We start from the raw sequence: 18,543 nt of genomic DNA, 5'->3' as shown, positions 1-18,543 counted from the left end.
ACAAGGGCCCGAGGGTAACCCGGCCGGCGGCGCCCGCACTTGTGTCAAAAGGCATGTTGCCGGGTCCGGGCGCGGGTACCATGCATTTACCGCCCACGGCCCGCCACCATGACCACCGCCTACGATTTCAGCTTCCGTGACCTCGACGGCCATCCACAGGCGCTGGCCCGTTATCAGGGCCACCCGTTGCTGCTGGTGAACGTCGCCAGCCGCTGTGGGTTCACCCCGCAGTACACCGGGCTGGAACAGCTGTGGCAGGACTACCGCGAACGCGGCCTGGTGGTGATCGGCTTCCCGTGCAACCAGTTCGGCGCGCAGGAGCCGGGGGACGCGGCGCAGATCCGCCACTTCTGTTCGCTGGATTATCCGGTCAGCTTTCCGCTGTCGGAGAAGATCGAGGTCAACGGCGAGGGCGCTGATCCGTTGTGGGCCTGGATGACGCACGAAAAGCGTGGCCTGCTCGGCAGTGCCCGCATCAAGTGGAATTTCAGCAAGTTCCTGGTCGATCGCCAGGGGCAGGTGGTGTCGCGGCATGCGCCCACCACCCGGCCGGAGCAGTTGCGCAGCGCGATCGAAGCGCTGCTGTAGAGCCGAGCCCACGCTCGGCTGCTTTTCCGGCTGACTCCGAGAGCGCGCGCCGCGCGCAAGCCGAGCGCGGGCTCGGCTCTACAGATGCGATGGGTTATTTCTCGACGAACGCGCGTTCGAACACGTAGTGGCCCGGTTGGCCGATGCGCGGCGAAACCTGGAAACCCCGGGCATCGAGCACGGTGCGAAGGTCGGCCAGCATCTGCGGGCTGCCGCAGATCATCGCGCGGTCGTTTTCCGGGCTCAGTTCCGGCAGGCCGAGGGTGCGCTGCATCTCGCCGCTCTCCATCAGCTGGGTCAGGCGGCCCTGGTTGGCGAACGGCTCGCGGGTGACGGCCGGGTAGTACAGCAGCTTGTCGCCGATCATTTCGCCGAGGAACTCGTGCTCACGCAGTTCCTTCTCGAAGTAATCGCGATAGGCCAGGTCCTTCTCGTAGCGCACGCCGTGGCAGAGGATCACCTTCTCGAAGCGCTCGTAGGTTTCCGGGTCCTTGATGACCGACAGCCACGGCGCCAGGCCGGTGCCGGTGCCCAGCAGGTACAGGTTCCTGCCGGGATGCAGGTCGCTGATCAGCAGGGTGCCGGTGGGCTTCTTGCCGACCAGTACCTTGTCGCCCGGCTTGATGTGCTGCAGGCGCGAGGTCAGCGGGCCGTCCTGCACCTTGATGCTGAAGAACTCCAGCTGTTCTTCCCAGTTGGCACTGGCAATGGAATAGGCGCGCAGCAGCGGTCGCGCCTCGGTTTCCAGGCCGATCATCACGAACTGGCCGTTCTCGAAGCGGAAACCGCTGTCGCGGGTGGTGGTGAAGCTGAAGTAGGCATCGGTCCAGTGACGGACCTCAAGCACCGTTTCGGCGCCGAAAGCGGAGGACATGGGCGTATCTATCGAAAGTCGTCGGGGGTGATTCTATCTCAAATGAGACAAGTTCTCATTGGGCGGAACGAGAGGCGTTCTCAGCGGTAACCCGCCGCCTGCAGCTCGAACAGCTCGGCATAGCGGCCGCCCTGCGCCATCAGCTGCGCATGGGTGCCGCTGGCCTCGATCCGGCCATCGGCCAGCACCAGGATGCGATCGGCCATGCGTACCGAGGAAAAGCGGTGGGAAATCAGTACTGCGGTGCGATTATCCGCCAGTTCCCTGAACCGCTGGAACACCTCGAACTCACTGCGGGCATCCAGCGCTGCCGTTGGCTCATCCAGGATCATCACCTGCGCATTGCGCATCCATGCGCGGGCGATGGCGATCTTCTGCCATTGGCCACCGGACAGGTCCACGCCCTGCTTGAAGCGGCGGCCGATCTGCTGGTCGTAGCCGCCGGGCAGGTCGTCGATGACTTCCTCGGCCATGCCGCGTCGCGCCGCGTCAGCGATGCGTGCCTGGTCGTCCATCGCCTCGACCTGGCCGACGCCGATGTTCTCGCCGGCGCTGAGGTTGTAGCGCACGAAGTCCTGGAAGATCACCCCGAGGTTGGCGCGCAGGTCATCCAGGTCGTAATCGCGCAGGTCGCGGCCGTCGAGCAGGATGCGGCCTTCGTCCGGCTCGTACAGCCGTGCCAGCAGTTTTACCAGGGTGGTCTTGCCGGCGCCGTTCTCGCCGACCAGGGCCAGCACTTCGCCGGCGTGCAGCTGGAAATCCAGATGGCGCACCGCCCACTGTTCGGCATCGGGGTAGCGGAAGCCGACGTTCTCGAATACGAAGCCCTGGCGGATCGGTTGCGGCACGCGCACGGCCCCATCGCGCGAGTGGATTTCCGGCTGGATCTGGAAGAACGAGAACAGGTCATCCAGGTACAGCGCCTGGCTGGCCACCTGCGAGAAGCCGATCAGCAGGCCTTCCAGCAGCTGGCGCAGGCGCAGGAAGCTGCCGGCGAGGAAGGTCAGGTCGCCGATCGAGAAGTCCCCGCGCACCGTGCGCCATGCGATGTAGGCGTAGGCGGTGTAATACCCCAGCGTGCCCAGCGCAGCCAGCAGCGTGCCCCAGAACGCGCGGCGCCGTGCCAGGGCGCGGTTGGCCTGGAACAATGCCACCGACAGGCGCCGGTAGCGCTCCACCAGGAAGCGGTGCAGGTTGTAGATCTTCACTTCCTTGGCCGTTTCCACGCTGGCGCCCAGCTGGCGCAGGTAGTCGAGCTGGCGGCGCTCGGGCGTCCACTGGAAGTTGAGGCTGTAGCCGGCCGCGTTGAAGTGCGATTCGCCGATGAAGGCCGGCACCAGTGCCAGCGCCAGCAGCAGGATCAGCCACGGCGCGTAGACCAGCAGGCCGACGGCGAGGCTGGCCACGGTGATCGCGTCCTGCACCTGGCCGAACAGCTGGCTCATCAGGTTCATCCGGCCCATGGTCTGGCGCCGCGCACGGTCCAGCTTGTCCTGCAGGTCCGGGTCTTCGAAATCCTCCAGGTCCAGCGTCGCGGCGTGTTCCATCAGGCGGATGCTGGTGGCGTTGGCGAACAGTTCGGAAAGCAGAGCGTCGGCGTAGCTGACCAGCCGGCCGAGCAGGTCCGAGGCGATGGCCAGGCCGAATTCCAGTGCCAGCAGGCCCAGCAGTGGATTGAGCAGGCCGCTGGACAGCGCCTCGCCCAGCGGCGGGAAGCCGGCATCGTGCTGGCTCAGGTGCAGGGCGCTGTCGATGATCAGCTTGCCGACGTACAGCATCGCCACCGGCAGCAGGGCACGGATCAGGCGCAGCCCCAGGCTGGCCAGGGTGAGCGCCGGACTGGTCTTCCAGACCATGCGCAGGAAAGGGGGCAGATTGCGCATCGCCCTGAAGCGCTGGCGCAGGCTGGGTTTCTTCGCGGCGGCAGCGCCAGCGGTGGCGGAAGCAGGCATGCGCGTATTGTGCGCGCCTGCTACGTGCAGAGGGGGTCAGTGCAGCCGTGTGGCCGGCACCGGGGTCAGATCCCTTTGCCACACAAAGGGATCTGACCCTCCCGCATCCACGCATGGCGTGGATCTACCGTGTCGACCGAGGTCGACACCTACCAGCAGCTCCAGTGAACTATCGAAGGCGGGGTGGGTCAGGTCGCAGGGGCGTGAGCCGCATGGATGCGGCGACCGAGCTTACATGGACGTACTTGCAGCGTCCCCTGTGACCTGACCCACCCTGCCAACCCGCAGAAGAGCCAGCTTTTGCCGTTGCTCCAGCTGTTGCTCTGGCCTCTGCGGGTGCCGGGCGGCAGCCCGGCCAACAGGACCCTTTTACGGCAGCGGCGGCAGCAGGCCCGCACCCAGCCGGTTCCAGGCGTTGATCACCGCGATGCCCATGCTCAGGTCACTGATGCCCTTCGCATCGAAGTGCGGCGCCAATGCATCGAACGCCGCCTGCGACGGCGCACCCTCGGTCAGCCGGGTCAGCGCCTCGGCCCAGCCCAGTGCCGCACGTTCGCGGGCATCGAAGAAGCGGCTTTCGTGCCAGGCGGGCAGGGTGTCCAGCTTGCGCGGCTCGATGCCGCCCTTACGCAGCGCCGTGCCGTGCATGTCCATGCAGTAGCCGCAGCCGTTGAGCTGCGACACGCGCAGGAACACCAGTTCCATCAGGGTCGGATCGATCGAGCTGTCATGCACCGCCTGGCTGGTGGCCAGCAGGCCCTTGAAGGCCTCGGCGGCCAGACGGGTGTAGGGGACGCGGGGGGAGGTGTGATCGGACATCGTGGGCTCCACAGCGGCCACGATGGCCGCCTTCATCACAAGGACGCCGCAGCGTTGCGGTGCGTGACAACCTTCGGCAATTTTTCTGGATTCAGCACGCTGTACACGTTGGCGATGCGGCCATCGACCACTTCGATGGTGGTGATCGAGTGCAGGCGATCGCCCTGGAAGCGCAGGATCGCAGGCTCGCCGTTGACGTAGCCCAGCTGCGCCGGATGCACCGCGCCGCGGCGGGCGATGGCCCAGAACAGGCGGCCGATGCGCTCGGCGCCCAGCAGCGGGCGGATCGCGGCGGTAACCACGCCGCCACCGTCGGAGACCAGTTGCGCGTTGGCGTGCAGCAGGGCCTGGATCGCCTCGCTGTCGCCGCGCTGCGAGGCATCCATGAAGCGCGTCAGCAACTGCCGGTGCTGGATGGCATCGGCGTTGAAGCGCGGCCGTCCGGCCTGCAGGCGCTGCCGGGCACGGTGCACCAGCTGCCGGCAGTTGGCTTCGCTGTGGCCGATCAGGTCGGCGATCTCACGGTAGTCGTGGTCGAAGGCCTCCTTCAGCAGGAAGGCAGCGCGTTCTTCGGGGCCGAGCTGTTCGAGCAGGGTCAGGAAGGCGACCGAGACCTCGTCGGCCAGCGCGTGCAGCTGGGCCGGACCGGGCGCCGGGTCCGGCTCCAGGGTGACCGCCAGCGGTTCGGCCAGCCATGGGCCGACGTAGTGCGCGCGCTCGCGCTTGGCCGCTCGCAGGCGGTCCAGGCCGAGCCGGGTGGTGGTGGTGACCAGCCAGGCCTCTGCATCGCGGACGCTGGCAGGATCGGCGCCGGACCAGCGCAGCCAGGCGTCCTGGACCACGTCTTCGGCGTCGGCGCGGCTGCCGAGCAGGCGATAGGCCAGCGCCATCAGGCGCGGGCGGTGGGTCTGGAAAACGGTTTCGGCGTTCATGTGGGCAAGGACGCCGCAGTGGCGCGTGGCGTGACAGAGCGTCGGGGGAATCTTGCCGGCCAGCGGCCAGCACGACCACCCCGGGGCCGGGGGAGGGGGTAAAATGGGCGGATTACCCCCGCCAGCCTCGAGCAAGCGAGCAAGCCGTGACATCGATCAAGCAGGAAGACCTCATCCAGTCCATCGCCGACGCGCTGCAGTACATCTCGTACTACCACCCGGTCGACTACATCAAGAACCTCGCCGCCGCGTACGAGCGCGAGGAGTCGCCGGCCGCGAAGGAAGCGATGGCCCAGATCCTGATCAATTCGCGGATGTGCGCCGAAGGCCACCGCCCGATCTGCCAGGACACCGGCATCGTCACCGTGTTCCTGGAAATCGGCATGGACGTGCGTTGGGATGACGCCACCATGGGCGTGGAAGACATGGCCAATGAGGGCGTTCGCCGCGCCTACATGCATCCGGACAACAAGCTGCGCGCCTCGGTGCTGGCTGATCCGGCCGGCAAGCGGATCAATACCAAGGACAACACCCCGGGCGTGGTCAACGTCAAGGTGGTGCCGGGCAACAAGGTCGACGTCATCGTTGCCGCCAAGGGCGGTGGTTCGGAAGCGAAGACCAAGTTCGCCATGCTCAACCCGTCCGACTCCATCGTCGACTGGGTGCTGAAGACCGTGCCGACCATGGGCGCCGGCTGGTGCCCGCCGGGCATGCTCGGCATCGGCATCGGTGGCACCGCCGAGAAGGCGATGCTGCTGGCCAAGGAGGCGCTGATGGAACCGATCGACATCACCGAGCTGCAGGCCCGTGGTGCCTCCAACCGCATCGAGGAGCTGCGCCTGGAGCTGTATGAGAAGGTCAATGCGCTGGGCATCGGCGCGCAGGGCCTGGGCGGCCTGACCACTGTGCTGGACATCAAGATCAACGACTATCCGACCCATGCGGCCAACCTGCCGGTGGCGATGATCCCGAACTGCGCCGCCACCCGCCATGCGCACTTCACCCTGGATGGTAGTGGCCCGGTAATGCTGGACCCGCCGTCGCTGGAAGACTGGCCGAAGCTGACCTATGACGCGTCCAAGGGCACCCGGGTGGACCTGGACACGATCACCCCGGAGGACGTGGCCAGCTGGAAGCCGGGCCAGACCCTGCTGCTCAACGGCAAGCTGCTGACCGGCCGCGATGCCGCGCACAAGCGCATGGTCGACATGCTCAACAAGGGCGAGGAACTGCCGGTCGACCTGAAGGGCCGCTTCATCTATTACGTCGGCCCGGTCGATCCGGTGCGCGACGAAGTGGTGGGCCCGGCCGGCCCGACCACGGCGACCCGCATGGACAAGTTCACCGAGCAGGTACTGGCACAGACCGGCCTGCTGGGCATGGTCGGCAAGGCTGAGCGCGGCCCGGCCGCCATCGAGGCGATCAGGAAGCACAAGTCGGCCTACCTGATGGCCGTTGGTGGTTCGGCCTACCTCGTGTCGAAGGCCATCAAGGCCGCCAAGGTGGTTGGTTTCGCCGACCTGGGCATGGAGGCGATCTACGAGTTCACCGTGCAGGACATGCCCGTGACCGTGGCGGTGGATTCCACCGGCGAATCGGTGCACAAGACCGGCCCGCGCGAATGGCAGGCCCGCATCGGCAAGATTCCGGTGGTTGTGGAGTAAGCCCTCCATCCCGGACCAGACAACGGCGCCCCTGTGGCGCCGTTGTTGTGTGGGCAAAAATATTGATGTTCCGGTAGCGGTTGTTCTGCTACGGTCGGAACACCCTCGCACAGGACGTGTCCATGGCCCTGCATCGATTCATCGTGGTAGGCACGCTGCTGGCCCTGGCCGGCTGCAGCACCCCGGCGTCGTACGAAGGCGCGGATTTCCCCGCATCGGCGCAATGCCGCGTGCAGTGCCAGGCCGGCTATCGCAGCTGCATGGCGCAGAATGACTCTCTCGGCAGCCGCCAGAGCAATTGCGAGCAGCAGGTGGTGCCGGCGCCGGACAAGCGCTGCAAGGACGTGGACAATCCGGACCTGCGCCGTGCCTGCGAACTGAAGACGCACGACTGCGCGATGCGCGCGCCGATGATGTCCTGTGGCGAGCGCCGGGATTCCTGCATGAGCAGCTGCGGCTGAGCAATGATCGCGCGCGTGGGCGCATAATCGGCTGATCCACCCGCACAGGATCTTCCGCATGAGCACCACGCTGTATGGTTCGACCAGTACCGCCGCGCTGGTCGTGCACTGGCTGCTGATCGAGCTCGGCATCGAGCATGAACTGGTGCTGCTGGATTTCGACGCGCGCGAGCACAAGTCGGCGCAGTACCTGGCGCTCAATCCGGCCGGTGTGGTGCCGACACTGTTGATCGATGGCCTGGTACTGACCGAAGCGGCGGCCATCGCCCTGTACCTGGCCGATCGCCACCCGGAGGCTGGCCTGCTCCCGGTGCCGGGCACGCCGCAGCGTGGCGATGCCTACCGCTGGATGTTCTGGTGTGCCAATACGCTGCAGCCGGCCTATCGGGCCTGGTTCTATCCGCATGAAATGGCCGGCGAGGCGAACGTCGAGGCCAGCCGCGAGAGGGCGCGTCAGCGGCTCGAAGCGGCCTGGCAGCACGTTGCCGCTCACCTGCAGGCGCACGGCCCGTACCTGCTGGGCGCCACGCCCTGCGTGGTCGACTACATGCTGGTGATGCTGATGCGCTGGTCGCGCAACATGCCCAGGCCCAGCGACACCTGGCCAGTGCTGAAGGCGCATGCCACCTCGATGAAGGCGCGCCCGGCGTTCGCCGAGGTCTACCGCCGCGAAGGCATCACCGACTGGCGGTAACCAAAAAAGGGGACGGAGGGAATTAAGTCGTTTGTGCACATACGACTTAATTCCCTCCGTCCCCTTTTTCGGGTTACAGGATCTCCAGCACTGTTTCCGGTGGGCGGCACAGCCGCGTGCCCTTGGCCGTGCGCACCACGGGGCGATTGATCAAACGGGGGTGTTCGCTCATCGCCGCCAGCAGCGTGGCGTCGTCGGCGCCGTCCAGGCCCAGTTCGGCGAACAGCGCCTCCTTGCTGCGTACCAGTTCCTGTGCGTGCAGCCGGGATTCGGCCAGTACCTGGCGCAGCGTGGCTGCGTCCGGCGGGTTGCCCAGGTAGTCGATCACCACCGGCTCGAAGCCCGCATCGCGGATCAGCTTCAGTGCGCCGCGCGAGTTGCTGCAGGCCGGGTTGTGCCAGATCGTCACGTCCATCAGAACCACTCCAGCAGAGACACGCCCACACCCACATAGGTGGCCTTGTGGTTGTAGTCGATCAGGCTTTCGCCGTAGCCGTCGAAGACCTGCACATGGCCACGCAGCAGGTTGCTGATGGGGAAGCCGTAGTCCAGCTGCAGCGCACCGTGCGAACGGCTTCCGGTGCGCAGTGAATGGCGCGCCATCAGCGAGACCTCATGCCCATTGCGGTTCCAGGTCAGGGTGGCGTCGCCGCGACCCATGTAATCCTCGATGTCCGGATTGTTGTCTTCGCTGCGGCTTTCGGGAATGCGGTACCAGGGACGCAGCACCAGCGCCCAGTTCTCGCGGTCCAGGCCGATGTTGAGCATGACCCGGTTCCAGCTGCGTGACAGCGGGTCGGCGCGGCCATTGGACTGGTGGTTCAGCGCGATACCGGTCATGCGCCCGCGCCAGCCACCGATCGAGTAGCCGTTGCGGAACACCATCATCACTTCCGGCTCATAATTGGTTTCGCGGAACGGGCGCGAATCCTCGCTGTTGTAGGCCTGCCAGCGCGAACTCTGGGTGTAGCCGGCCCAGATGTCGCCGTTGTCGCCGAACAGGTTCTCGACGATCTTGGTCTTGAAGCTGATCTGGAACTTCAGCTCGGCACTGTCGAGTACCTGCGGGGTGGTCACGCTGTTGGCCGGGTTCGGCGAGTGCGGCATGGTGTTGCGATCGCTGGTCCAGAAGGCGGGCAGCAGGTACACCGGCTTGTAGGCGCGCAGTTGGAACGGCCCCAGCTTGGAGTCCTCGGCCAGTTCCCAGCGGCTGTCCAGCAGCGAACCGCGGCCGGCGTTGGCCAGCGCGCTGTCCGGCGTTGCCGGGCGGAACAGGTCGCTCACCCGCTCGCGCAGCTTTTCCTCGCCCTGGCTCACGCGCGCGGTCTGCCGTTCTTCGCGGCGGGCCTGCGCAGCCGCTTCGGCGGCAGCATCAGCGGCGGCGGTAGCCTCCGGGGTATGCCCGAACAGGCGGTCATAGCAGGCCAGCCGGGCCGCGTCGGTGGTAATTGCCGCGCAGGCGGCCGGTGAGGCATCGGCGGTAGGCGCGAACTCCTGCGCAGCCAGCGGTGCACTGGCCAGGGCAAGCGCCAGCGGCGCCAGACGGGGAAACAGCGTGGGGAGGGTCATTGCAGCAGGCCCTTCGATGAATTCGGGAATCACACAGTGTGGCGGCTGTGCCGGATCGCGGCCAGCCCCACGGTTTATGCACGGTCACAGCGTGCGCGTGGCGTGAAGGCCAGGTGGCTCAGAAGAACCAGGCGAACGCGAACAGGCCCAGCATCGCGATCACAACCGCCAGTTTCAGTGCCAGGCCAAGCAGGATGCCGAGCCAGGTGGCCAGGCCGACCTTGGTTGAGCGGCCGAGTTCACGGGTGTGCCAGTACTCGCCGAGCAGGGCACCGACCAGCGGTCCCGCGAACAGGCCGATGGGCATGAAGAACAGGCCGACGATGCTGCCGACGAAGGTTCCCCACAGCGCCTTGCGGCTGGCGCCGACACGCTGCGCGCCGACAACCGTGGCCAGCACGTCCAGCAGCAGCGAAAGCAGGGTCAGTACCCCGAGCGCGACCAGGGTGGGCCAGCCGACGTGGGCGAAGCCGTCGGCCCAGGCGGCCAGCAGCAGTCCGATGAACACCAGCGGGATGCCCGGGAGGGCCGGCAGGATGATGCCGGCGATGCCTATCAGGACAAAAATGACCGCTAGCAGATACAAGATGAATGAGAGTCCCATGCTGTCCCGTATGGAGTCCGTTTTGGGGTTGACAGTGAAAGATTTTGCCAGTTGCTTTTTCGTTTTGGCCGGGTTAAGTTGCAGTCGCTGAGCTTGGCAAGGTCACCGTGGATCGTGGCCTGATGAAGCAAGATCTTCCCGATCCGCTGCATCGATGCACCTCGCTTCCCCCTTGCTTGTCAGCCGCCCACCAGGCGTTTCCAACAACAAGAGAGAGTCAAAGGGAGTTAGTGAGATGGCTGATCGCGAGACCGGTACCGTAAAGTGGTTCAATGATGCGAAGGGCTTCGGCTTCATCAGCCGCCAGAATGGCGAGGACGTGTTCGTGCACTTCCGCGCCATCGAGACCCAGGGCTTCAAGAGCCTCAAGGAAGGCCAGAGTGTGAGCTTTGAAGTCGTGCAGGGCCAGAAGGGCCTGCAGGCTGACAAGGTCCAGCCGATGTAACACCTGCCGTCCTCCGGCACGAAAAAGGCCCGCGCAAGCGGGCCTTTTTCTTGGCCTTTGGCCCGCTGCAGGTCAGCGCAGGATGACCTTGCCGTTGACCACGCGCACATAGGTGTTCTCACGGATGCCACCCAGGTCGCGCTGGTTGACCACGATGGTGCGGCCATCATCCATGCGCACGCTGATGTCGTAGGTATCGCTGGTCACATTCTTCTGGATCTGATTGCCGGCCAGGGCGCCACCGACCGCGCCTGCAGCGGCGGCAATGTTCTTGTTGCCACGGCTGCCACCGGTGTGGTCGGAGATTTCATGGCCGGCCACGGCGCCGACGATGCCGCCGAGGATCGCGCCGGTCGCACTGGGCGCGGTGCGGCCCGAGGGCACGGTGTTGATGCGGGTGACGATGCCACAGTCGGCGCAGCGGCCCTGGTTGTAGCCGCCGTTGTTGCCGTAGCCGCCGTTGTTATAGCCGTTGTTGTAACCACCGCCACTGTAACCGGGCGAGGTGGCACAACCGGCCAGCGCGAGGGTAGCGATGGCGCTGGCGGCGATGAGCTGGATCTTCATGGGGCGTCTCCTGGCCGTGAAGGCGGGTATGTTGGGTGGTACTGCGTCATGCAGCAGGGTGGACGAATCCTCTCCCTTCGAACGTGAACAACGCGCCAACCACGCACCTGATGCCCGGCTGCAGGATGAACGCGCCTCAGCGGAAATCCTGGTGGCAGGCCCGGCAATCGGCCTGCAGCGTTTCCACGAGCTGGGCCAAGGCCCTGCAGTCGCCTGGCGGTGCGGCCAGCGCCGTGTTGAGGTTGCCGCGAAGTCGGCTGGCGTGCTGCTGGAACTGCGTGCTGTCCTTCAGCCCGGGGAACGCCAGGTCCAGGTCATTGGACAACAGGCGTAGTGCCTGCAGCCGCGGCACGCTGTCGGCCAGGCTGCAGCGGTTCTGCTGCTGAGCCTGCTGCAGCAGCTGCGACTGCCGCTGCATCACCTGCATCAGGCTGTCCGGGAACGGGTCGCGACGCGCCTGCAGGGCGCGGCCCACCATTACCGTGGCGACCAAGCCGATCAGCAGGCCCAGGCACAGTACGAACAGGTAGCGATGGGCAGGGGACAGGCGGCGGGGCGGGCTGGCGTTCATGCGGGCTCTCCAGGCGTGCAACGGTGGGTTCGACGCCGACGTGCTTTGGGCGCTGGCACCTGCACGTTAAAATAGCCCGATGAACGAACAGGTCAAACAACGCTTCGCCGGCATCGAACGGCTGTATGGCGTGGGTGCGCTCGAGCGCCTGCAGGGCAGTCGCGTGGCGGTGGTCGGCATGGGCGGCGTCGGCTCGTGGGTGGTGGAGGCGCTGGCCCGTTCGGCGGTCGGTCATCTGACCCTGATCGATGCCGACGACATCTGCGTGTCCAACACCAACCGGCAGCTGCCGGCGATGGAAGGCAATTACGGGCGCAACAAGGCCGAGGCGATGGCCGAGCGCTGCCGTGCGATCAACCCGGGGATCGACGTCGACGCCGTGCAGGCATTCCTGACGATGTCCAACATGGCTGAGCTGCTGGACCGCGGGTTCGATCTGGTGATCGACGCCTGCGACAGCTTCCGGGTCAAGGTCGAGACGATCGCCTGGTGCCGTCGCCGCAAGCTGCCGCTGCTGACCGTCGGCGCTGCCGGTGGCCGCACCGACCCGACCCTGGTACGTATCCGCGATGTCTCGCGCACCGAGCACGACGCCATGCTGGCGCTGATCCGCAAGAAGCTGCGCAGCGAGTTCAACTTCCCGAAGAACGCCAAGCGCTATTTCGGCGTGCCGGCGGTGTATTCGCTGGAGAATGTGAAGTACCCGCAGGCCGATGGCAGCGTCTGCGGCATTCGTCCGAACCTGGGTGCCGATGCGGCGTTGAAGCTGGACTGCGGCGCCGGTCTGGGCGCGGCGACCCACATCACCGGCGCGTTCGCCTTTGCGGCGGTGGGCAAGGCGCTGGAGATGCTGCTGGAGCCGAAGAAGGCGAAAACCGAGGTGACCGAGGCCTACGCCGACGCGTGACGGTAGTGTCGGCCGCTGGCCGGCATCGGGTTCGTCGCGGTCGTTACAGCGTGCCGGCCAAGGTTGGCCCCCGCCTTTACGTTGCCGGCAGCGCGAACAGCCGCCGTGCATTCTCTGTCGTGGCCTGTGCCAGGGCCTCCAGCTCCATTCCGCGCAGCGCGGCCACGTGCCGGGCAATGGTTGCCAACCGTGCCGGTTCGTTGCGCTGGCCGCGGACCCCTGCGTCGGGCTGGTCGGGCGCGTCGGTTTCCAGCAGCAGCTGCTCCAGCGGCATCCCGCGTACCAGCCGTTGCAGGCGCTGCGCCCGCTCGTAGGTCAGCGGACCACCAAGACCCAGCAGGAAGCCGTGCCTGTGCAGTTGCGCGGCCTGTTCGGGGCTGCCGGAAAAACTGTGCACCACGCCGCGCAGGCCGCCGACGCGACGGATCGCGGCGATCACCGCATCCACCGCGCGTCGCGCGTGCACGATCACCGGCAGATCGAATTCTCGGGCCAGTTCCAGCTGGCCGATGAAATACGCCTGTTGAGCCTCGGCATCCAGTCCTTCGACGAAGAAGTCGAGGCCGCATTCGCCGATCGCGCAGGGGCGTTCGCGCTCGATCCACTGGCGCAGCAGTGGCAGGTGCCCAGGCTGGTGATCGGCCAGGAACATCGGGTGCAGGCCGAAGGCCGGGTACAGCCCGGGCGCCTGCTGGCAGACCTCGCGCAGTTTCGGCCAGCTGGCAGCGGTGACCGCTGGCACCACCTGTTGGCGCACACCCACGGCCTGCGCCCGCTCGATCACCGCGGCACGGTCAGGGTCGAACGCGCTCGCGTCGAGATGACAGTGGCTGTCGACCAGCACGCTCAACGCTGTTCCAGCGGCGGTGGCGTGGTGGCGTTGCGGCTCTTCCAGTTGGCCAGCAGCAGCGTGCCGAAGCCCAGCACCAGCTCATCGATGAACGGGATCGGGTCCGGGATGAACAGCGTCAGCACGAACAGGCCGGCGGTGAGCTTGAACAGGGTGGGGTAGCGCAGCCGGCGCGCCCACTGCAGTACTGGCAGCAGCATCGGGTTGGCCATGGCGGGGATCCTCGTGGGGAATATGCAAACGCTACCACGGGCCCTGCATTTCCCGATGCTGAATGGGTTACAGGAATGAGCAGGAAATGTGGAGATTCCGTTCAGGCAGCGCATGCTGCAATCTGTCCCGAGAACGTTGCGGATGGTCCGCAAGGAGCAGGTCATGAAAAGCACAACTACAACTGTCCTGGTCGCAGCGGGCGCGCTGCTGGTGGGTGGCATCGCCACCGCCGCCTTCATGAAGAGTGGCGACAAATCGCCCGACTCCATCAGCGCCGCAACCCCCAATGGCGAGTCGCGCCTGGTTGATGGCAACGCCACCGACGATGGCGTACGTGGTGACAAGCTCGACCCGTCGGCGCCGCGCGGGCTGGAATATGCCGATGTGCTGAAGGTCGACCCGATCACCGAGAAGCAGAAGGCCTATGCCACCGTGATCGGCACCGATCCGGTGCGCGAGACCTCCACGACCCAGACCCCGCACGAGGTCTGCCAGGACGTGACGGTGCAGGAGCGCCTGCCGGAGCGTGATGGCAACGTCGGCGGTACCGTGGTCGGCGCGGTGGTGGGTGGCCTGCTCGGCAACCAGGTCGGTGGCGGCAACGGCAAGAAGGCCGCGACCGCAGCCGGTGCGGTGGCCGGTGGCTTCATCGGCAACCAGATCGACAAGCGCCATGTGGGTGGTCGCGTGGTCAATCGTACCGAGCGCCAGTGCCACACCGAAACCGCAACGTCCGAGTCGAGCCGCGTCACCGGTTACAACGTGACCTATCGCAACGAAGACGGCACCACCGGCACCATGCGCATGGCCAGCAAGCCGGGCAGCCGCATCGCCATGGGTACCAATGATGTGGTGAAGGGCTACAACGTGACCTATCGCTATGATGGCGCCGAGAAGACCGTGCGCATGGACAACAAGCCGGCCAGCGATCGCCTGCCGGTGGTCGATGGCCAGCTGGTCACGCAGACCGCTGCTGCCGGCGCCACTGCGGCCACGCGCCAGTAATCCAGAACACCCTGCTGCACCCGACGGGCCGGCTCATGCCGGCCCGTTTCGTTGTGCGCACGGGCATTCATCCGTGGGGAAAGGGAATCGACCATGATGGATGCCCCCCTTCGACAAGGAGTCGGCATGAGCATCTTCGACCTGCGCCTGGAAACCGAGCGGCTGATCCTGCGCCCGCTGCTGCGCGAGGACTACGAACCGTACCTGGCATTCTGTGCCGACGAGGAAACGATGCGCACCCTGGGGGGTGTTCAACCGCCCTCGGTGGCATGGCGCGGCTTCTGCAGCCTGGCCGGCGCCTGGCAGCTGTTCGGCTTCTCGATGTTCAGCGTGATCGAGAAATCCAGCGGTGACTGGATCGGCCGGATGGGACCGTGGCAGCCGCAGGACTGGCCTGGAACCGAGGTCGGTTGGGGTATTCGGCATGCCAGCTGGGGCCGGGGCTATGCACCGGAAGCGGCGGTTGCCGCCATCGACTGGGCGTTCGACACGCTGGGCTGGGACGAGGTGATCCACACCATCGCCGAGAACAACGACAACTCGAGGGCGGTCGCGCGCAAGCTCGGCAGCACGCTGCTGCGCATGGGTGAATTGCCACCGCCGTACAACGACAAGCCGATGCAGATCTGGGGCCAGTCGCGCGAACAGTGGCGCCAGCGCCGTTCGCCGTTGTAGAGCCGAGCCCATGCTCGGCTGCATCTGGCGCACAGCAGCCGAGCATGGGCTCGGCTCTACAGATTGTCCGCATGCTGCATCCGCGCTTGGCATTCACCGGCGGGCTTGCCAGACTGCGTGCAGCTGGCCGCCGGCCGGATCCGAGGAATCAGGCAATGGTGGAAGAGCGCGTCCCGTTGACGGTGCATGGCATGTCGGTGTCCGGCAATTGCCACAAGGTCCGCCTGCTGCTGGAGCAGCTCGGCAGCCGCTACCGCTGGGTGGAAGTGGACAGTGCCCATGGCCAGACCCACACCGCCGAGTTCCTTGCGCTCAATCCCAACGCCAAGGTGCCGTTGATCGTCCGCGACGATGGCCGCGTGTTGACTGAATCCAATGCGATCATGTTCTGGTTGGCCGAAGGGACGCCCTACCTGCCTACCGACGGTTGGGAACGCGCGCAGGCATTGAGCTGGATGTTCTTCGAGCAGTACACGCACGAGCCATGCGTGGCGGTAGCGCGCTTCATCCGCGGCTGGACACCGCCCGATTCACCGCGCCGTTCTGAACTGCCACGCCTGCACGAGCGTGCCGCCACCGCGCTGGCCGTGATGGAGCAGCACCTGCGCGAAGCGCAGTGGTTCACCGGCAGCGCATACGGCATCGCCGACATTGCGCTGTTCGCCTATACCGACGTGGCAGGCGAGGGCGGCATCAGCCTGGCGCCCTTCCCGGAAGTGCGCGCCTGGCTGCAGCGCGTGCGTGCGCAGCCGCGCTTCGTGGCGATGCCAGCGGTGACCGCCGAGGTGCGCGCGCGCTTCGAGGCCGCCTGATCCCACAGGATAGCGCCCGGCGCTGCCGGGTGGAACGCAACAACGACACGGAGGGTGTTCGATGTTTGCTGTGGTTCCAGATCCGATTCCTGCGCGCATGCGCGTGCTCAACCGCGCCGAAGTGTGCGACGCCAATTTCCTCGACGCGGTGCGTGGCTGGCGAGGCACACCGCGCGCACGTCCTGCGCCGGACGCGCCGATCCTGCCGGGCAGCACGCTCAGCGCTGCGGCCTTCGGTGAGCTGTTCGATTCGCAGCTGGCCAGCCGCCAGCTGGACCTGATGGCGCGCGTATTGCGCGTGCAGAACAAGGTCTTCTATACCATCGGGTCGTCCGGCCATGAAGGCAACGCGCTGCTGGCGCGGGCCTGCCGGCATACCGACCCCGCATTCCTGCACTATCGCTCCGGCGCCTTCATGCTCGAGCGCTCGCGCCAGGTGCCGGGCATCGACCCGTTGCGCGATGCGGCGCTTTCATTCGCGGCCAGCGCCGATGATCCGGCCAGTGGCGGCCGGCACAAGGTGTGGGGCAGCAAGCCATTGTGGGTATTGCCGCAGACCTCGACCATCGCCTCGCACCTGCCGAAAGCGCTGGGCACCGCGCTGGCCATCGAGAGCGGCAAGCGGCTGGGCCATGCGCTTCCCATTCCGGCCGACAGCATCGTGCTGTGCTCGTTCGGCGACGCCTCGGCCAACCATGCCACTGCGCAGACCGCATTCAACACCGCGATGTGGGCGGCCTACCAGAAACTGCCGGCGCCAATCCTGTTCGTCTGCGAGGACAACGGGCTGGGCATCTCGGTGAAGACGCCGGACGGCTGGATTGCCGAGCGTTTCAGCCACCAGCCGGGGCTGGACTATTTCCTTGCCGATGGCCTCGACCTGGCCACCGGGCACGCCCAGGTGCAGGCCGCAGTGGACCACTGCCGGCGGACGCGGCGACCGACCTTCCTGCATCTGCGCACCACGCGCCTGATGGGCCACGCCGGCACCGACTTCGAGGTGGAATGGCGTGCATTGCCGGAATTGTGCGCGGCCGAGGCGCAGGATCCGCTGTTGCGCTCGGCGCAGATCGCGCTGGAATCGGGCTGGATGGATGCAGCCGCCATCGAAGTGGCCTACGAGACGATGCGCGCGCGCTGCATGGCCGCCGCTGCCGATGCCGAAGGCAGTGCGAAGCTGCAGTCGCTGCAGGAGGTCATGGCGCCATTGGCACCCTATACGCCCGCGGCGGTGCAGGCCGAAGCCCGGCGCGAGGTCGCCGACGAAGCGCGCGAGGCACTCTATGGCGGTGCCGAGGCCTTGCCGGAACGACAGGCGCCACGGCATCTCGCGATCCAGATCAACCACGGCCTGCAGGAACTGCTTGCGAAGTATCCGCAGAGCCTGCTGTTCGGCGAGGACGTGGCTCAGAAGGGCGGTGTGTACACCGTCACCAAGGATCTGCTGCGCCGCTTCGGCCCACGCCGGGTGTTCAACACGCTGCTGGATGAAACCATGATCCTGGGCATGGCGCAGGGCCTGGCCAACCTGGGCATGCTGCCGGTTCCGGAGATCCAGTACCTGGCCTACCTGCACAACGCCATCGACCAGCTGCGTGGTGAAGCCTGTTCGCTGCAGTTCTTCTCCAACGACCAGTACCGCAACCCGATGCTGGTGCGGGTGGCCGGGCTGGGCTACCAGAAGGGTTTCGGCGGGCACTTCCACAACGACAACTCGATCACCGCGTTGCGCGACATCCCCGGGCTGGTGGTCGGCTGCCCCTCGCGCGGCGACGATGCGGTGATGATGCTGCGCACGCTGGCTGCACTGGCGCGGGTGGATGGGCGCGTGGCGGTGTTCCTGGAGCCGATCGCGCTGTACATGAGCAAGGACCTGCACGAAGCGGGGGATGGCCAGTGGCTGTTCGACTACCCGGCACAGGGCCGGGCGCTGGTGCTGGGCGAGGGCCGGGTCTATGCACCGGAGGCCGGAGACCTGGTGATCTACACCTATGGCAATGGCGTGCCGATGGCGTTGCGCGCGGCGCGGGCGATCGAGCAGCAGCTGGGCTGGCAGGTGCGGGTGGTCGACCTGCGCTGGCTGGTACCGTTGGATGCCGGCTTCATCGCGGCCCAGGCCGCGAGCGCGCGGCGGGTGCTGGTGCTGGACGAAGGCCGCCACAGCGGCGGAGTGGGTGAGGGCGTGGTCACGGCGCTGGTCGAGGCCGGCTTTGGTCACCTGCCGCTGCGCCGCGTCTGTGGCGCCGACACCTACACGCCACTGGCAGGGGCAGCAATGTTCGGGCTTCCAAGCGACAATGCGGTGATTGGCGCCGCCCTCGACCTGGCGCAGGAACCCTGA

General features: G+C 66.5%; 21 protein-coding genes. 10 read left to right on the top strand and 11 right to left on the bottom strand.

Annotation, left to right across the window (positions count from 1 at the left end; translation table 11 throughout):
- Positions 1-108 precede the first annotated feature (108 nt).
- The gene (locus AB839_RS01195) at positions 109-588 is read left to right on the top strand and encodes a glutathione peroxidase (RefSeq protein ID WP_061477993.1); all 480 of its coding nucleotides are present in this window, start codon (positions 109-111) and stop codon (positions 586-588) included.
- Between the two features lie 94 nt (positions 589-682).
- Here the strand turns inward: AB839_RS01195 and AB839_RS01190 are convergent, their stop codons facing one another.
- The 4 genes from AB839_RS01190 to AB839_RS01175 form a co-directional block, all read right to left on the bottom strand.
- On the bottom strand, positions 683-1,462 hold the full coding sequence (locus tag AB839_RS01190; RefSeq protein ID WP_049439380.1) for a ferredoxin--NADP reductase: 780 nt from the start codon (positions 1,460-1,462) through the stop codon (positions 683-685).
- An 80-nt stretch (positions 1,463-1,542) separates the two neighbouring features.
- Complete coding sequence (locus tag AB839_RS01185) at positions 1,543-3,414, bottom strand: ABC transporter ATP-binding protein (protein ID WP_061477992.1); 1,872 nt, start codon at positions 3,412-3,414, stop codon at positions 1,543-1,545.
- A gap of 369 nt (positions 3,415-3,783) precedes the next feature.
- Positions 3,784-4,233 carry a carboxymuconolactone decarboxylase family protein gene (locus AB839_RS01180; RefSeq protein WP_061478100.1) on the bottom strand — a complete coding sequence of 150 codons (450 nt, stop codon included), beginning with the start codon at positions 4,231-4,233 and terminating at the stop codon, positions 3,784-3,786.
- 35 nt (positions 4,234-4,268) lie between these two features.
- A complete protein-coding gene (locus AB839_RS01175) occupies positions 4,269-5,165 on the bottom strand; it encodes an RNA polymerase sigma-70 factor (protein WP_061477991.1) in 897 nt (298 codons plus the stop codon).
- A 146-nt stretch (positions 5,166-5,311) separates the two neighbouring features.
- Here AB839_RS01175 and AB839_RS01170 point away from each other — a divergent pair, with 146 nt between their 5' ends.
- The 3 genes from AB839_RS01170 (at position 5,312) to AB839_RS01160 (ending at position 7,984) form a co-directional block, all read left to right on the top strand.
- On the top strand, positions 5,312-6,829 hold the full coding sequence (locus AB839_RS01170; protein WP_005417564.1) for a fumarate hydratase: 1,518 nt from the start codon (positions 5,312-5,314) through the stop codon (positions 6,827-6,829).
- Positions 6,830-6,951: 122 nt separating this feature from the next.
- Complete coding sequence (locus AB839_RS01165) at positions 6,952-7,290, top strand: hypothetical protein (RefSeq protein ID WP_061477990.1); 339 nt, start codon at positions 6,952-6,954, stop codon at positions 7,288-7,290.
- Positions 7,291-7,348: 58 nt separating this feature from the next.
- Complete coding sequence (locus AB839_RS01160) at positions 7,349-7,984, top strand: glutathione S-transferase family protein (protein WP_061477989.1); 636 nt, start codon at positions 7,349-7,351, stop codon at positions 7,982-7,984.
- 73 nt (positions 7,985-8,057) lie between these two features.
- Here AB839_RS01160 and arsC read toward each other — a convergent pair whose 3' ends face one another.
- The 3 genes from arsC to AB839_RS01145 form a co-directional block, all read right to left on the bottom strand.
- The gene (arsC, locus tag AB839_RS01155) at positions 8,058-8,399 is read right to left on the bottom strand and encodes an arsenate reductase (glutaredoxin) (protein WP_061477988.1); all 342 of its coding nucleotides are present in this window, start codon (positions 8,397-8,399) and stop codon (positions 8,058-8,060) included.
- Positions 8,399-9,553: a phospholipase A gene (locus AB839_RS01150; RefSeq protein ID WP_061477987.1), complete on the bottom strand. Its 1,155-nt coding sequence runs from the start codon at positions 9,551-9,553 to the stop codon at positions 8,399-8,401. The genes arsC and AB839_RS01150 overlap by 1 nt, the downstream gene beginning before the upstream one ends.
- A gap of 118 nt (positions 9,554-9,671) precedes the next feature.
- On the bottom strand, positions 9,672-10,157 hold the full coding sequence (locus AB839_RS01145; protein ID WP_061477986.1) for a DUF456 domain-containing protein: 486 nt from the start codon (positions 10,155-10,157) through the stop codon (positions 9,672-9,674).
- 235 nt (positions 10,158-10,392) lie between these two features.
- On the opposite strand from AB839_RS01145, the gene AB839_RS01140 reads away from it, so the two are divergent.
- The gene (locus tag AB839_RS01140; RefSeq protein WP_005417546.1) at positions 10,393-10,602 is read left to right on the top strand and encodes a cold-shock protein; all 210 of its coding nucleotides are present in this window, start codon (positions 10,393-10,395) and stop codon (positions 10,600-10,602) included.
- A gap of 72 nt (positions 10,603-10,674) precedes the next feature.
- Here AB839_RS01140 and AB839_RS01135 read toward each other — a convergent pair whose 3' ends face one another.
- Both AB839_RS01135 and AB839_RS01130 read right to left on the bottom strand, forming a co-directional pair.
- Positions 10,675-11,169: a glycine zipper 2TM domain-containing protein gene (locus tag AB839_RS01135; RefSeq protein WP_005417545.1), complete on the bottom strand. Its 495-nt coding sequence runs from the start codon at positions 11,167-11,169 to the stop codon at positions 10,675-10,677.
- Between the two features lie 136 nt (positions 11,170-11,305).
- A complete protein-coding gene (locus AB839_RS01130) occupies positions 11,306-11,740 on the bottom strand; it encodes a cytochrome c (protein WP_061477985.1) in 435 nt (144 codons plus the stop codon).
- Between the two features lie 79 nt (positions 11,741-11,819).
- On the opposite strand from AB839_RS01130, the gene AB839_RS01125 reads away from it, so the two are divergent.
- Positions 11,820-12,647 (top strand): tRNA threonylcarbamoyladenosine dehydratase, encoded by an 828-nt coding sequence (locus tag AB839_RS01125; protein ID WP_005417543.1) that lies wholly within the window; start codon positions 11,820-11,822, stop codon positions 12,645-12,647.
- 76 nt (positions 12,648-12,723) lie between these two features.
- Here the strand turns inward: AB839_RS01125 and AB839_RS01120 are convergent, their stop codons facing one another.
- Both AB839_RS01120 and AB839_RS01115 read right to left on the bottom strand, forming a co-directional pair.
- Positions 12,724-13,497 carry a TatD family hydrolase gene (locus AB839_RS01120; RefSeq protein WP_061477984.1) on the bottom strand — a complete coding sequence of 258 codons (774 nt, stop codon included), beginning with the start codon at positions 13,495-13,497 and terminating at the stop codon, positions 12,724-12,726.
- On the bottom strand, positions 13,494-13,709 hold the full coding sequence (locus tag AB839_RS01115; RefSeq protein ID WP_005417541.1) for a DUF6116 family protein: 216 nt from the start codon (positions 13,707-13,709) through the stop codon (positions 13,494-13,496). The genes AB839_RS01120 and AB839_RS01115 overlap by 4 nt, the downstream gene beginning before the upstream one ends.
- Positions 13,710-13,872: 163 nt before the next feature.
- On the opposite strand from AB839_RS01115, the gene AB839_RS01110 reads away from it, so the two are divergent.
- The 4 genes from AB839_RS01110 (at position 13,873) to AB839_RS01095 (ending at position 18,543) form a co-directional block, all read left to right on the top strand.
- A complete protein-coding gene (locus AB839_RS01110) occupies positions 13,873-14,715 on the top strand; it encodes a glycine zipper 2TM domain-containing protein (protein WP_061478099.1) in 843 nt (280 codons plus the stop codon).
- A gap of 126 nt (positions 14,716-14,841) precedes the next feature.
- Positions 14,842-15,390, top strand: a complete 549-nt coding sequence (locus AB839_RS01105) for a GNAT family N-acetyltransferase (RefSeq protein WP_061477983.1) — start codon at positions 14,842-14,844, stop codon at positions 15,388-15,390.
- 155 nt (positions 15,391-15,545) lie between these two features.
- On the top strand, positions 15,546-16,202 hold the full coding sequence (locus AB839_RS01100; protein ID WP_061477982.1) for a glutathione S-transferase family protein: 657 nt from the start codon (positions 15,546-15,548) through the stop codon (positions 16,200-16,202).
- Between the two features lie 61 nt (positions 16,203-16,263).
- Positions 16,264-18,543 carry a transketolase C-terminal domain-containing protein gene (locus tag AB839_RS01095; protein WP_061477981.1) on the top strand — a complete coding sequence of 760 codons (2,280 nt, stop codon included), beginning with the start codon at positions 16,264-16,266 and terminating at the stop codon, positions 18,541-18,543.

The sequence above is a fragment of the Stenotrophomonas sp. DDT-1 genome (genome assembly GCF_001580555.1).
Classification (GTDB): Bacteria; Pseudomonadota; Gammaproteobacteria; order Xanthomonadales; family Xanthomonadaceae; genus Stenotrophomonas; species Stenotrophomonas sepilia.
Note: the sequence above shows the minus strand (reverse complement) of the source record. Positions and strands in the feature narration are given on the sequence as shown.